11 protein-coding genes and 1 pseudogene are annotated in these 13,757 nt (G+C 71.2%); 7 read left to right on the plus strand and 5 right to left on the minus strand.

The annotated features are described in order from the left end of the window. Positions 1-6 precede the first annotated feature (6 nt). Complete coding sequence (locus tag FOZ76_RS20755) at positions 7-447, minus strand: Mth938-like domain-containing protein (protein WP_143950182.1); 441 nt, start codon at positions 445-447, stop codon at positions 7-9. Positions 448-538: 91 nt separating this feature from the next. Here FOZ76_RS20755 and FOZ76_RS20760 point away from each other — a divergent pair, with 91 nt between their 5' ends. Then, entirely contained in the window at positions 539-1,177 is a 639-nt protein-coding gene (locus tag FOZ76_RS20760) for an HdeD family acid-resistance protein (protein WP_246129677.1), read from the plus strand. 49 nt (positions 1,178-1,226) lie between these two features. On the opposite strand, the pseudogene FOZ76_RS28305 reads toward FOZ76_RS20760, so the two are convergent. Further along, positions 1,227-1,760 (minus strand): annotated as a pseudogene (locus tag FOZ76_RS28305) (2,4'-dihydroxyacetophenone dioxygenase family protein). A gap of 197 nt (positions 1,761-1,957) precedes the next feature. Between FOZ76_RS28305 and FOZ76_RS20770 the strand changes: the two are divergent. The 6 genes from FOZ76_RS20770 (at position 1,958) to FOZ76_RS20795 (ending at position 10,629) form a co-directional block, all read left to right on the plus strand. Then, positions 1,958-2,905 carry a helix-turn-helix domain-containing protein gene (locus FOZ76_RS20770; protein WP_143950183.1) on the plus strand — a complete coding sequence of 316 codons (948 nt, stop codon included), beginning with the start codon at positions 1,958-1,960 and terminating at the stop codon, positions 2,903-2,905. 163 nt (positions 2,906-3,068) lie between these two features. Next, positions 3,069-4,379 (plus strand): homoserine dehydrogenase, encoded by a 1,311-nt coding sequence (locus tag FOZ76_RS20775; RefSeq protein ID WP_143950682.1) that lies wholly within the window; start codon positions 3,069-3,071, stop codon positions 4,377-4,379. Next, positions 4,379-5,782 carry a threonine synthase gene (gene thrC, locus FOZ76_RS20780; RefSeq protein WP_143950184.1) on the plus strand — a complete coding sequence of 468 codons (1,404 nt, stop codon included), beginning with the start codon at positions 4,379-4,381 and terminating at the stop codon, positions 5,780-5,782. Before FOZ76_RS20775 ends, thrC begins: the two co-directional genes overlap by 1 nt. 184 nt (positions 5,783-5,966) lie before the next feature. Continuing rightward, positions 5,967-6,353, plus strand: a complete 387-nt coding sequence (locus tag FOZ76_RS20785) for a fluoride efflux transporter FluC (RefSeq protein WP_143950185.1) — start codon at positions 5,967-5,969, stop codon at positions 6,351-6,353. Positions 6,354-6,502: 149 nt separating this feature from the next. Further along, positions 6,503-9,121 carry a bifunctional lysylphosphatidylglycerol flippase/synthetase MprF gene (gene mprF / locus FOZ76_RS20790; protein WP_211366356.1) on the plus strand — a complete coding sequence of 873 codons (2,619 nt, stop codon included), beginning with the start codon at positions 6,503-6,505 and terminating at the stop codon, positions 9,119-9,121. Continuing rightward, on the plus strand, positions 9,118-10,629 hold the full coding sequence (locus FOZ76_RS20795; RefSeq protein WP_143950187.1) for a virulence factor family protein: 1,512 nt from the start codon (positions 9,118-9,120) through the stop codon (positions 10,627-10,629). Before mprF ends, FOZ76_RS20795 begins: the two co-directional genes overlap by 4 nt. Before the next feature lie 59 nt (positions 10,630-10,688). On the opposite strand, the gene hpnE is transcribed toward FOZ76_RS20795, so the two are convergent. Genes hpnE through hpnC form a run of 3 tightly spaced genes read right to left on the minus strand, consistent with a single transcriptional unit; the run spans position 10,689 to position 13,752 of the window. Beyond that, positions 10,689-12,017, minus strand: coding sequence for a hydroxysqualene dehydroxylase HpnE (gene hpnE / locus FOZ76_RS20800; RefSeq protein ID WP_143950188.1), 1,329 nt, complete (start codon positions 12,015-12,017; stop codon positions 10,689-10,691). A gap of 5 nt (positions 12,018-12,022) precedes the next feature. Further along, positions 12,023-12,886, minus strand: a complete 864-nt coding sequence (gene hpnD / locus FOZ76_RS20805; protein WP_143950189.1) for a presqualene diphosphate synthase HpnD — start codon at positions 12,884-12,886, stop codon at positions 12,023-12,025. Next, a complete protein-coding gene (hpnC, locus tag FOZ76_RS20810) occupies positions 12,883-13,752 on the minus strand; it encodes a squalene synthase HpnC (RefSeq protein WP_342781883.1) in 870 nt (289 codons plus the stop codon). The genes hpnD and hpnC overlap by 4 nt, the downstream gene beginning before the upstream one ends. Positions 13,753-13,757 lie beyond the last annotated feature (5 nt).

Below are 13,757 nucleotides of genomic sequence, written 5' to 3' on the forward strand. Positions count from 1 at the left end.
GTGGGGTCAGGCGGGAAGCAGGACGACGGCCACGTGGCGGCCTTCCGTCATGAGGATGTTGTAGGTGCGGGCGGCGGCCTGGGTGTCCATGACCTCGACGCCCACGCCGGCGCGCAGCACCGGGCGCAGCACGTCGGGGCGCAGGAAGTGCTGGCGGGCACCCGTGCCGACCAGCAGCACTTCGGTGCCGCCCTGGGCCGGCATGGCGAACGACGGCTCGTCGTCCAGCGCGGCGAAGGGGTCGTCCTCGCCGGGCGCGACGCCGATGGCCTCGAGCAGGTGAGCGGAGGTGAGCTGTGCGATGCTGGCGATCTCCCAGACGGCGACTTCGCCTTCCGGGGAGAATGCCACCGCGCCGTCGTAGCGCTGGCGATTGACTTCGACATACCCGGCGCCGTAGGCCGTCACGGTGTTCAGGCTGAGGTTCGTGTCGGCGTGCAGTTTCAAGAAAATCTCCGAGGTTTCGGGAAAATGATAGCGCAGGGGGCCGGGCGGACGTAACATCGAATCGTCGCGCAGCGCGCTGAACCCGGGAGTGATGATGGCCGATCCGCACAACGTCCCCGCCGCAGGGCGCCCGCCAGGCAGCTCCGAAGCATCGGGCGTCGGGGGCGTCACGCCGGTGGCCGAAACCCTCAGTGCGCTCGGCGCGCGCTGGGGCTGGTTCCTGGCCGTCGGTGTGCTCATGCTGGTGCTCGGCCTGCTGGCCGCGGCCTATGTGTTCGCCGCGACGATCGTCAGCGTACTCTTCGTGGCCGTGCTGATGCTAGTGGGCGGCGTAGCCCAGCTCATCCAGGCCTGGCGCGTGCGCAACTGGCGCGGCTTCCTGCTCTGGACCGTCGCCGGGGGGCTGTACGTCCTGGCGGCGCTGTTCGCGATCGCCAATCCGGTGGCGGGCGCGGCCGCGCTGACGCTGCTGCTGGGGGCCAGCCTGATCGCCGCAGGCGCGCTGCGCCTGTGGGTGTGGTTCCAGCATCGTTCGCAGCCGGGGTGGCCGTGGCTGGCGTTGTCGGGCGCAATCAGCTTGCTGGCCGGGATCCTGGTCGCAGCCGGCTGGCCCGGCAACAGCCTGGTCATCCTCGGCCTGCTGCTCGCCTTCGACCTGTTGTTCCAGGGCGTCACGCTCGTCATGCTCGCCTTCGCGCTGCGGCGCAGCCACCACATCGGCGCGATCTGAACGCCGGCCCGGCGCCGGGCGAGCCCCGGCGAGGCCGGCGCCCCCCGGCTCAGCGGAACAGTTTGTCCACGGCGTCCGCGCCCAGGCCGACCTTCTCGTGGTGGTTCCGACAGAGCGCGATGTAGTCGTGCACGTCGAAGTGGCCGACCGATTCGCCGTTCTCGTCGAGCCAGATCAGCGGGCCCTTGACGATGAAGAACACCCGCATCGGGTCTTCGTGCTCATAGGCGACCAGGGTGTGGCCTTCGCCCGGTGTCTCGTAGACGAAGTCGCCCGCGGTGGCGATTCAGTCGTGTTCCAGGTAGCCCCATTTGCCGGAGATCGTGTAGGCGAACACCTCGTGCGGGTGGTAATGGCGGTTGACCAGGCCGGCGCCCTTGGCCATCAGTACGTCGCACCACTTGTTCTGCTGCGGCGAGATCCACAGCGGACGCGAGGACACGGTCTCGCTGAACGGTACGTAGTAGCGCTCGTCGTCTATCGGCGCATTGGCGAGATAGACCTCGGGTTGGGCATCCGGCTTGAACGAGTTGGCGATGGGCTTGAGGCCGCGCCAGAACTCGGCGCCTTCCAGCTTGGGCATGGCAGTCTCCTGTAAGCGTGTCGAAACGGACGGGGAGGCGCCTGCGTGGGCGGGCCTCCTGGGCGCTAGTTTAGGAAGCGCCGGCGCGCGCGGCTTGTCTGCCGCGGCCATCGGGCTTGTCCGCAGCGGACATCCCGGCTCGCTATACTTGGCGGCGTGTGCATGCATCGCGCTGTCGCCGGCCTTTCGGAGCTGCCATGACCTGGCCCCACCCCGATCTGATCACCACGCAGTCCGTTCCCGCGGCGCAGCGCATCGCCTTCTGGGAGGCGAGCAATGCCAGCACCCTGGTCGGGCTGCGCTGCGCGACCTTCGACGGGCAGGCGCTGGAGGTCAGCAAGCGCACGCGTGCGCTGGGCGACGAGATGCACGTGGTCGAGATCGCCGGCAACGCCCACGTCATCGAGCGCACCGCCGGCCTGGTGCACGCGCATCCGAAGGATGCGGTCTTCGTCTCGCTGGTGCTCGACAGCCACGCTTTCTTCTATCACGCCGACGGCTGCGCCAGCGTGGGCCCGGGCGATCTCATCGTCTATTCGACCAGCCAGCCGTATCTGTTCGGTTTTCCGGGCCGCATGTGGCAGTACCTTTTCGACGTGCCCACGACGCGGGTGCGTGCACTGGGCCTGGCGGTGCCGTGCGCGCCGCGGCGGCTGGCCGCGGACACGTCGGTCGGGCGCACCTTCGGCGCCGCGCTGCGCCGCCTGGCGCGCGAGGCCTTCGCCGGGGCGCCCGCGCGGCCGGCGCAGCGCCAGGCGCTGCTGGCCGCGCTCGAGGGCATGCTGCGCGGCGCGGCGCCGGCCGCTGCCGCCACGCCGGCGCATCTGCTGGCCGCGCGGTCGTACGTGCAGCAGCATTATGTCGATCCCGGGCTGGACGCCGCCCAGGTGGCCGCGCACTGCGGCATCTCGGTGCGGCACCTGGCCCGGCTGTTCGCCGCGCAGGGCGTGTCGTTCTCGCGGTACCTGCTGGACTGCCGCCTCGCGGCCGCGCATGCGCGGCTGGTGTCGGGGGATGCCGGTGCCGTGGCCCAGGCGGCGTATCGCTGTGGCTTCAGCAGTGCAGCTTATTTCACCCGGGTTTTCAAGGCGCGTTATGGCACGACGCCGAGCGCGGCCAAGGCGGCCGCCCGGTGCACGACTTGAGCGGCGCGCGGCTCGGCAGGCTCGCCATTTGCCCATCACCCAGCGTTACGTTAGATTATCGGGTTACCTTGCCCTGCCGGCAGGGCGATCGGCGCCATCGCGCAGCGAACGGGTGTTTCGACAAGATGCATTTCTGACTGAGTAGGACAGTATGACCGAACACATGGAGCCGATCCGCGTCGGCCTGTTGGGCCTGGGTATCGTCGGTGGCGGTACGTTCAAGGTTCTGGAACGCAACGCCGACGAAATCGCACGTCGCGCCGGGCGCCGCATCGTCGTGACCAAGGTCGGCGAGCGTGACGTGGCGCGGGCGCGGGCGCGCGTGGGCGCCGACGTGGCGGTCGAGGCCGACGCCTTTGCCGTCGCGCGCGACCCCGAGATCGACATCGTCGTGGAGCTGATCGGCGGCGTCACCGTGGCGCGCCAGCTCGTGCTCGAGGCCATCGCCAACGGCAAGCACGTGGTCACCGCCAACAAGGCGCTGCTCGCCAACCATGGCAACGAGATCTTCGCCGCCGCACGCGAGCGCGGCGTGATGGTGGCCTTCGAGGCGGCGGTGGCCGGCGGCATCCCCATCATCAAGGCGATCCGCGAAGGCCTCACCGCCAACCGCATCGAGTGGGTGGCCGGCATCATCAACGGCACCACCAACTTCATCCTGTCCGAAATGCGCAGCCGCGGGCTGCCCTTCGAGGAAGTGCTGGCCGAGGCGCAGCGCCTGGGCTACGCCGAGGCCGATCCCACCTTCGACATCGAAGGCATCGACGCCGCGCACAAGCTCACGCTGCTCGCCTCGATGGCCTTCGGCATCCCGGTGCAGTTCTCGCGCGCCTACGTCGAGGGCATCACCAGGCTGTCGTCGGTGGATATCCGCCACGCCGAACGCCTCGGCTACCGGATCAAGCTGCTCGCCATCACCAAGAAGCGCCCCGAGGGCGTGGAACTGCGCGTGCACCCCACCCTGGTGCCGGCCGGGCGTCTGATCGCCAACGTCGAGGGCGCGATGAACGCAGTGCTGGTCAACGGCGATGCCGTCGGCCCCACGCTGTACTATGGCCAGGGCGCCGGCGAAGAGCCGACCGCCTCGGCCGTGGTGGCCGACCTGGTCGACGTCACGCGGCTGGATACGGCCGATCCGGGCCATCGCGTGCCGCACCTGGCCTTCCAGCCCGAGGCACTGGCCGACCTGCCCATCCTCGACATCGGCGACGTGCGCAGCGCCTACTATCTGCGCCTGCGCGTGCGCGACCAGCCCGGCGTCATGGCCGAGCTCGCGCGCATCCTGGCCGACAACCAGATCTCGATCAACTCGATGCTGCAGCAGCAGCCCGAGGACGAGGGCGACGGCGCGGACATCATCTTCCTCACCCATGAGGCCCTGGAGCGCGACGTGGACAACGCGATCGCGCAGATGCAGGCGCTCGATGTCGTCACCTCCGACGTCACCCGTCTGCGCATGGAGCAGCTTGCCTGATGCGCTACGTATCCACCCGCGGCGGCATGGCCCCGCAGCCGTTCACCGACATCCTGCTCGAAGGCCTGGCGCCCGACGGCGGCCTGGCCGTGCCCGAGACGCTGCCGCGCATCGACGCGGCCACGCTGCAAGCCTGGCGCGGCCTGTCGTATGCCGACCTGGCCTGGGAGATCCTGAAGCTGTTCGCGACCGACATCCCGGCCGACGACCTGCGCCGCCTCACGCATGCCGCCTACACCCGCGAGGCCTTCGGCAGCGACGCGATCGTGCCGGTCAAGCCGCTGTCGGGCGGCATGGCGCTGCTCGGCCTGTCCGAAGGGCCCACGCTGGCCTTCAAGGACATGGCCATGCAACTGCTCGGCCAGCTCTTCGAGTACGTGCTCGAGCAGCGCGGCAGCACCATCAACATCCTGGGCGCGACGTCCGGCGACACGGGCTCGGCCGCCGAGTACGCCATGCGCGGCAAGCAGCGCGTCGCCGTCTTCATGCTCTCGCCGCAGGGCCGCATGAGCGCCTTCCAGCGTGCCCAGATGTATTCGCTGGACGAGCCGAACATCCACAACATCGCCGTCGACGGCGTGTTCGACGACTGCCAGGACATCGTCAAGGCGGTCGCGGGCGATCTCGCCTTCAAGCAGGCGCATCGCATCGGTGCGGTGAACTCGATCAACTGGGCACGCATCGCGGCCCAGGTGGTGTACTACTTCCACGGCTGGCGCAGCGTCACGAACTCGAGCACCGACGAAGTCTCGTTCGCCGTGCCCTCGGGCAATTTCGGCAACATCCTGGCGGGCCACATCGCACGCTCCATGGGGCTGCCGATCCGCAGGCTGGTGCTCGCCACCAACGAGAACAACGTGCTGGAAGAGTTCTTCCGCACCGGCATCTACCGGCCGCGTCCGGCCGCCGAGACCTACGCCACCTCCAGCCCGTCCATGGACATCTCGCGCGCTTCGAACTTCGAGCGCTTCGTCTACGACCTGATGGGCAAGGACGGCGCCAAGGTGGCGGCGCTCTGGAAGCAGCTCGGCACGCAAGGGCAGTTCGACCTGTCCGAACTGCGGGCGGCCTTCGCCGAGCACGGTTTCGTCGCCGGCGCGAGCTCGCACGCCGACCGCCTGGCCACCATCCGCGAAGTCTACGAGCGCGATGGCGTGTTCATCGATCCGCACACGGCCGATGGCGTGAAGGTCGCGCGCGCGTACATCGAGCCGGGCGTGCCCATGCTGGTGCTCGAGACGGCGCTGCCGATCAAGTTCGCCGAGACCATCCAGGAAGCACTGGGCAGGCCCGCGCCGCGGCCGGCCCAGTTCGAGGGCCTGGAGCAGTTGCCGCAGCATGTGCACAACCTGCGGTGCGATGCGCAGCAGGTGCGCGAGTTCATCGTGCGCCACGCGGTGTGAGCCGGTATGCCAGGCTGCGCCGCACACGAGCGTAGCCCCGCTACTGGGCGGGCGACCCCGGCAGGGCGCGCCCGCCTGTGTTTTTCGGATCGACGGCCAGTGGCGCGGCCACCGACCGTCGGCCGACGCGGCGCCCGGCGCGCTTGCGACGATGCAGCCCGATCTTGCGCCTCCGGAGCGAGCCATGAATACCGCCGGTTCCCTCTTCGTCATTGCCGTCGGCGCCGTGTTCGGCGCCTGGGCCCGCTGGGGGCTGGCCGTCTGGCTCAACGCGCGCAGCGCCTGGCCCTGGGGCACGTTGACGGCCAATCTCGTCGGCGGCTACCTCGTCGGCGTGGTCCTCGGCCTGCTGCTGGTCCATGCGCACTGGCCGGGCTGGGTGCGCCTCGCGCTGGTCACGGGATTTCTCGGCGCGTTCACCACGTTCTCCTCGTTCTCGGCGGAAGTCGTCGGCATGCTGCAGGCCGGCCGCTGGCTGGCGGGCTTCGGCTATGCCGCGCTCAGCCTGCTGGGCTCGCTGGGGCTGACGCTGCTGGGGCTGGCCACCGCGCAATGGGTGCTGCGCGCCTGAGGCGCGCATGCCGCCCTCGGGGTCCGTACAAAGCCGACTTGTAGGCGGGATGCGCTCTCAGTAGACTACGCCGCGGCGGGCGCACGATCAGAGCAGGCTTTGCCGTTTCCTCCGGAGTCTCTTTCTCCCCATCGATGAAGCCCGATACGTTGCCGGAAGTCTCCGAGGCTGCGCCCGACGGGCTCACCTTCGCGCTGGTCCGTACGCGCGGCCTGTGGCCGCGCCTGCGGCCCTGGCTGATCGCTGCCCTCGTCCTGCTCCTGGGCCTGCTGGTGTTTCGCGGCCTGGGCCGGGTGCTGGTCGAGGTGTCCTATGACGACATCCTCGCTGCCGCGGCCGAGGTGTCCGTCGCGCATCTGGCCATGGCCGTGCTCGCGACAGTGGCGAGCTACGCGGCGCTGACCGGCTACGATTTCTCCGGGCTGCACTACGCCGGGGCGCGCTTGCCCTGGCGTACGGTCTGCCTGACCTCCTTCATTGCCTTCGCGCTGGGCAACAGCGTCGGTCTGGGCGCTTTGACCGGCGGCGGCGTGCGCATGCGCCTGTTCACCGCAGCCGGCGTCGAGCCCGCACGCATCGCCAAGGCGGCGGCCTTCAACGCCGCGGCCTTCGGGGTGGGCATGCTGGTGTTCGGCGCGCTCGGCATTCTCTGGGACGCCGAGCGCGTGGCGAGCCTGTTGCGCATGCCGGCCGGGGTGGTCCAGGCGCTGGCGCTCGCCGGCCTGGCCGCGGTGGCGGTGTTCGTCGCCGTGTGCGCCCGGCGCCGCGAGATTGCCCTCTGGGGGCGCTGGCGGCTGCCGCTGCCCAGCGCTGGGCTGGCGGTGCGCCAGCTCGTCATTTCCGCGCTCGAGCTGGCCGCGGCCGCGGCTTCGCTGTGGTTCCTGCTGCCGCAGGGCGTGGTGCCGCTGCCCGAGTTCATGGCTTTCTACGCCATCGGCATCGCCCTGGGCGTCATCAGCCATGTGCCGGGCGGGCTGGGCGTGTTCGAGGCGGTGATCCTGCTCGCCTTCGCCGGCCGCGCGCCGGCCGGGGAGATCGCCGCGGCGCTCGCGCTGTATCGCTGCGTCTATTTCCTGTTGCCGCTGGCGCTCGCCACCGTGCTGCTGGCCGTGCTGGAAGCGCGCGCCAGCACCTACGCCGCGCCGGTCGCGCGGGCGGCGCGCCGGCTCGCGCCCCGCCTGGTGGCGGCCTGCACGCTGGTGGCCGGGGTGTCGCTGCTGGTATCGGGCGTGACGCCGGCCAGCGAGACGGCCGTGGAAACGCTCGCGGCGCACCTTCCCCTCTACCTCGTCGAGGCCTCGCACCTGATCGGCAGCATCGCCGGCTTCGTCCTGCTGCTGCTTTCGCGCGGGCTGCTGCACCGGCTGGCGGCCGCCTGGTGGGGCACGCTGCTGGTGCTGGGCGCGGCCGCCGTGGTGGCTTTGCCCAAGGGCATGACGGTGCCCGAGCTGGCCTTGCTCTGCGGTCTGCTCGCCTTGCTGCTGCTCACGCGCCGCCAGTTCGACCGGCCCTCGTCGCTGTACACCGGCACGCTCGAGCCGGACTGGCTGATCGCAGTGTCCGCGGTGCTGCTCGCCTGCATCTGGCTTTTCTTCTTCGTCTACCGCGACCTGGACTACAGCGACCGGCTGTGGTGGCAGTTCGCCTTCGACGCCCATGCGCCGCGCGCCCTGCGCGCGCTCATGCTGGCCTCCATCGTGATGATGGGCATCGGTTTGTGGCAACTGTTGCGCCGGCCCGACGTGAGCCTGCAGCCGCCCACGCAGCAAGAGATGGCCGCGGCCCAGGAGATCGTGCGGCGCCAGTCCACGGCGCAGGCCGGCCTTGCCTTGATGGGCGACAAGAGCCTGCTGTTCTCCGCCTCGGGCGAGGCCTTCATCATGTTCGCCAAGCAGGGCCGCTCCTGGGTGGCGCTGTCCGATCCGGTCGGCCGGCGCGCCGACTGGTCCGAGCTGGTCTGGCGCTTCATCGAGATGGCCGACGCGCATGGCGGACGCGCTGTCTTCTACAAGACGCGGCCGCAGACGCTACCGCTGTATCTGGACGCCGGGCTGCGCGCCTTCAAGCTCGGCGAGCAGGCGCAGGTGTCGCTGCCCGACTTCAGCCTCAACGGGCCCGAGCGCGCCAAGCTGCGCCAGGCCCTGGGCCGTGGCAAGCGCGACGGCCTGGTGCTGGACGTGATCGAGCCGCAGGACGTGGCCGGCGTGCTGGACGAGCTGCGCGTGGTGTCTGACGCCTGGCTGGGCATGCACAAGGCACAGGAAAAGGGTTTTTCGCTGGGCACGTTCGATCCGGCCTACCTGCAGCGCCAGCCGGTGGCCGTCGTGCGCTTGCACGCGCCCGGCGAGCCCGGCAAGGTGGTGGCCTTCGCCTCGCTGCTGCGTCCGGACGTCGAGCGCATCGAGGTGGGCATCGACCTCATGCGCCATCTGCCCGAGGTGCCCGCGGCGACCATGGATTTCCTGTTCACCAGCCTGATCCTGCACTTCCAGGCGCTGGGCTACCAGCGCCTGGATCTGGGCATGGCGCCCATGTCCGGCATGTCCGAACACGAGCTCGCCTCGGTCTGGCACCGCACCGCGCGCCTGATGTTCATGCACGGCGGCCGCTTCTACAATTTCCGCGGCCTGCGCGCCTTCAAGGACAAGTTTGGCCCGCAGTGGGAGGCGCGCTACCTGGTGTGCGCCCGCGGGCTGGCGCCATTGTTCGCCATGGCCGACACCACCGCGCTCATCAATGGCGGCCTCAAGGGAGTGGTCGGCAAATGACGTGCACCCGCCTGCTGGCATGGGCCTGCAGCGCGGCCCTGGCCCTGGCCGGTGCCGTGGCGCATGCCGCCGAGCCCGTGCGCTTCTCGCATGGCCTGTTCGAGAACATCCCGGTCTACCCGCCGCAGGGGGACGCCACGGGGGCCGTGATGCTGATCTCGGATGCGGAAGGTTGGGATGCCGCCGCCGATGCGCTGGCGCGCGCGCTGGCCGGCGCCGGCGCGCTGGTGGCCGGGGTCGACGTGCGCACTCTATATCGCGACGCCCGGGCGGTGGACTGCCTGTATCCCTATGGCGACCTGGACAATCTCGCGCGCAACGTGCAGGCCTATCTGCAGGCGCGTACGGTCTACGCGCCCATCGTGGCCGGCCTGGGCGAGGGCGGCGCGCTGGCCTACGCGGTCAGCGCCGGTGCGCCCGCAGGCACTTTCGTCGGCGCGTTGAGTTATGGCTTTCGGCCGCGCCTGAACGCGCCGCTGCTGCTGTGCGAGGGCAGGGACGAGGTGTACACCACCGGGGCGCGGCGCGAACCCATGCGCCTGCTGCCGGTAGGCGCCGATGCGCCGCCTTGGTACGACCTGCAGAACCCGACCGAGCCGGACGCGTCGGCCGCGCGCGCCTTCCTGGCCCACGTGCCGCAGGGACATGCGCTGGCCTATCCCGACGATGCCGAAGCCCGCCACCTGGGGCCGCTCGCGCCTGCGGTGCAGGCGCGCTGGGTCGAGGGCTACCGCGCGCTCGCCGCCCATGCGCAGCGCACCGCCGGCGCGCCGGCGGCGCTGGCCGAGCTGCCGCTCGTACCGGTCGAGGCCAAGGCCGGCGCGCCGGCGAGCGACCTGTTCGCCGTGCTGGTGAGCGGCGACGGGGGGTGGGCGAAGATCGACGAGGTGCTGGCCGAGCACCTGACCGCGGCGGGCGTGCCGGTGGTGGGCGTGGACGCGCTGCGCTACTTCTGGCGCGAACGCACGCCCGAGGGCTGGGCGCGCGACCTCGAGCGCATCGTGGCGTTCTATCGCGCGCAGTGGCACAAGCCCCGCGTGGTGCTGATCGGCTTTTCGCAGGGGGCCGACGTCATGCCCTTCGCCGCCAGCCGCCTGTCGCCGGGCGCCCGCGCGGCCGTCGCCCGCGTGGTGCTGCTCAGCCCCGGCCAGCGCGCGGCATTCGAATTCCACGTCGCCAACTGGCTGTCCTCGCCCAATGACGGGGTGCCGGTGGCGCCCGAGATCCAGCGGTTGCCGGCCGGGCTGGTCGTGTGCGTATATGGCGAGGACGACGACGGCAGCGTCTGTCCGGGCATGAAGGCGACGCCGGGCGTGGAGGTGCGCGCCTTGCCGGGCGACCATCATTTCGACGACGACTACGACGCCGTTGGCCGGGTGATCCGCGACGCCTATGCGGTATCGATCCCGGTCGCAGCCCCGGCATCGGCCCCCGCCACGACCCCGACCCCGGCATCGGCCGAAGCCCTGACCCCAGCTCCCGCCTCAGGCGAGACGGCGACGCCCTGACCTTGGCGCTCGCCCCCCGGGGCCGACGCCCAAGCGCCCCGCGCCGACTTGCCTGCGGCTCAGAACGTCGCCGCGGCGGCCGCCAGCGCCTCGGCCGCCAGGCGGCCGCTGCGCACCGCGCCTTCGAGCACGCCGGGATAGCCGGTGTCGGTCCAGTCGCCCGCGAGCGCCAGGCGCGGCCAGGGCGTGCGCGCGCCGGGCCGCGCCAACCGGGGCGTGGCGGCGAAGGTGGCGCGCTTGTCGATCAGCAACTGGTCGGCGATCACGGGCGGCAGACCGGGCAGCTCGGCATGCAGTTGGGCGAGCAGGGCGGCGCGCGCCTGCTCGCGCGGCAGCGCCGCCAAGGCGCCGGCGTCGCTCGCCACCACGGTGAGTTCCGCACCCGGGCCGGGCAGGCCGAACAGGCGGGAGCGGTCGAACAGCCACTGCCCGTGCCGCTGCGCGTGCGCGTCGTCGTTCAGCATGAGGATCGGCGCATCGAGCGGCACCGGGCCATCCAGCCGGACCGTGAGGGTGGCGATGGGCCGGTAGTCGTAGCCCTCCAAGGCCTGCCGCAGTGCTTGCGCGCCGGGTACGGATTCGAGCAGGCGCGCGGCCGAGTCGGGGGGCACGGCGAGCACCGCGGCGTCGTAGGCTGCGCCTTCGACCTCGATGGCGTCGATGCCGGGCGCAAGCCGGCGCACCGGCGCACCGTAGCGCACCGCCAGGCGGGCCGCCGCGGCGTCCGGCCAGAGGGCGGAGAGGTCGGCGCGCGGCAGCAGCAGGTCGCTGTGCGCACGCGGCGCATCCAGTGCATCGCGCAGCACGGCGCAGAATAGGCCGGCACAGGCCTCGGCGGGCTCGGTATTGAGCGCGGCCAGGCATAGCGGGCGCCACAGGCCCTGCACCAGCGCGGCGGGCTGGCGTTCGCGAGCGAGCAGGTCGGCCACGGTGCGGGCCTGGGCGCGCCAGGCGCGCCGGCGCAGTGCATGGACGAAGCGCACCGCGGCCAGGCGTGCGGGCCAGGTCAATCCGCGCGCACCGAGCAGGGCGAATGCCGCGTGCCAGGGTGCGGGCAGGCGCGGCGCCCGCAGGGCGAAGCTGCGATCCAGGCGTTCCAGACGCAGCGGCAGGCGCAGCAGCCGCTGCGCCGGCGCGACGCCCAGCCCGGCCATGAGCGCGAGCGTCTCCGTGTAGGCGCCCAGCAGGATGTGCTGCCCGTTGTCCAGCGGAGCGGCGAACCCTGCCGCTGCATCGACGCGGCGCGCGCGCCCGCCGGCCAGGCGCGCTGCCTCGTAGACGACGACCTCGGCGCCGCACGCCTGCAGGGCCAGGCCGGCCGACAGCCCGGCCCAGCCCGCGCCGATCACCGCCACGCGGCGGCCGGCGAGCGCAGCAGCGGGGCGCACGGCACTCACGCCGCGCTGGGCGGCAGGGCGATGCGCCCGCCGCGTACCCAGGTCTTCCAGGCGATCCAGAGTTTGCGCACCGGGGTCAGGCTGATCCGGCGATCCAGCACCGGGAATTCGTCGCGCGCGATCTCGTCGAGCAGGGCGTGGTAGATCGCGGCCATGATGAGCCCCGGTCGCTGGGTGCGCCGGTCGGCCTCGGGCAGCGCCGCCAGCGCTTCGCGATAGACCGTCTGGGCGCGTTCGGCCTGAAAGCGCATGAGCGCGACGAATTTGTCGGACTGGCGCGCGTTCAGGATGTCGGCGGCTTTCACGTCGAAGCGCTGCAGCTCGTTGACCGGCAGGTAGATGCGCCCGCGCCGCGCGTCGTCGCCCACGTCGCGGATGATGTTGGTCAACTGCAGCGCGAGGCCGAGCTTGCGGGCGTACTCGAGCGTGTGCGCGTCGGTGTAGCCGAAGATGCTCGCCGAGAGTTCGCCCACCACCCCGGCCACGTGCCAGCAATAGCGTTCCAGGCCCGGGAAATCCAGGTAGCGGGTCTGGGTCAGGTCCATCTCCATGCCCTCGACGATGGCCTGCAGGCGCGCCTCGGTGATGTCGAAGGCGCCCAGGTGCGGCAGCAGCGCGCGCGTGACGGGATGGTCCGGCCTGCCCGCGAACATCTGGCTCACCTGCTGGCGCCACCAGGCGAGCTTGATGCGCGCCACCGAGGGGTCGTTCACTTCGTCGACGACATCGTCCACCTCGCGGCAGAAGGCATACAGCGCCGTGATGGCGCGCCTTCTTTCCGGCGGCAGGAAGAGAAAACTGTAGTAGAAGCTCGAGCCGCTCTGCGCGGCCTTTTCCTGGCAGTACTGGTCCGGGGTCATGGCGTGGCCGGCTGCGCGGGCGCGACGCGGCGATAGGTGAGGGCGCGTCCGCCGATGGCGAGCCAGTCGCGGCGGCCGAGGGTGGGACGGGCGTGGAACACGTCGTAGTCGGCCGCTTCGATACGGTCCAGAATACGCAAACCGCCGCATACTACCAAACGCAGCTCCCATCCGATGCGTCCGGGCAGGCGCGTGGCGAGCGGCGCGCCGCGCAGCAGGTGCTCCCGGGCGCGCTCGAGCTGCCGGGCCATGAGCCGACGCCAGGCGGCGGTGCCGGTCTGGCCGCGCAGCCCGGCGTCGGCCAGGCCGGCGGCGCGCAGCTCGTCCTGCGGTACGTAGACCCGGCCCTTGGCAAGGTCGATCGCCACGTCCTGGCAGAAGTTCACCAACTGCAGGCCGGTGCAGATCGCGTCCGAATCGTGCAGGTTGTGCGCGTCGGCCGCGTCGTACAGGCGCAGCATCAGTTCGCCGACCGGGTCGGCCGAATGCCGGCAGTATTGCAGCAGGGCGGCTTCGTCGGCGTAGCGGTGCTGGGTGACGTCCTGCTCGAAGGCGGTGAGCAGGCGGGCGAAGGGCTCGATGGGCAGGCGAAAGGCGCGGACCACGGTGCGCAGGGGCTCGAAGACCGCCGCCGGTGCGGTCTCGGGCAGCGCGGCGTCGTGCTCGATGGCGGCCAGGCCGGCGCGATAGCCGGCCAGCGCGGCCAGGCGTTCGGCGGGCGGCGCATCGCCCTCGTCGGCGATGTCGTCGGCCGTGCGCGCGTAGCGGTAGATGTGCTGGACCGCCTCGCGCAGCCGACTCGGCAGCAGCAGGGAGGCGACCGGGAAGTTCTCGTAGTGGTCGACGGGCATGCCGTATTTTGGCATGTGGA

It is taken from the genome of Verticiella sediminum (genome assembly GCF_007558815.1).
Lineage (GTDB): Bacteria > Pseudomonadota > Gammaproteobacteria > Burkholderiales > Burkholderiaceae_B > Verticiella > Verticiella sediminum.

What these genes read in the sequence shown, in the direction of transcription:
- FOZ76_RS20775 (WP_143950682.1), top strand. Translation starts at nt 3,069, where the DNA reads ATGGAGCCGATCCGCGTCGGCCTGTTGGGCCTGGGTATCGTCGGTGGC.
- FOZ76_RS20795 (WP_143950187.1), top strand. Translation starts at nt 9,118, where the DNA reads ATGACGTGCACCCGCCTGCTGGCATGGGCCTGCAGCGCGGCCCTGGCC.
- FOZ76_RS20760 (WP_246129677.1), top strand. Translation starts at nt 539, where the DNA reads ATGATGGCCGATCCGCACAACGTCCCCGCCGCAGGGCGCCCGCCAGGC.
- FOZ76_RS20770 (WP_143950183.1), top strand. Translation starts at nt 1,958, where the DNA reads ATGACCTGGCCCCACCCCGATCTGATCACCACGCAGTCCGTTCCCGCG.
- hpnC (WP_342781883.1), bottom strand. Translation starts at nt 13,752, where the DNA reads ATGCCAAAATACGGCATGCCCGTCGACCACTACGAGAACTTCCCGGTC.
- thrC (WP_143950184.1), top strand. Translation starts at nt 4,379, where the DNA reads ATGCGCTACGTATCCACCCGCGGCGGCATGGCCCCGCAGCCGTTCACC.
- FOZ76_RS20785 (WP_143950185.1), top strand. Translation starts at nt 5,967, where the DNA reads ATGAATACCGCCGGTTCCCTCTTCGTCATTGCCGTCGGCGCCGTGTTC.
- hpnD (WP_143950189.1), bottom strand. Translation starts at nt 12,886, where the DNA reads ATGACCCCGGACCAGTACTGCCAGGAAAAGGCCGCGCAGAGCGGCTCG.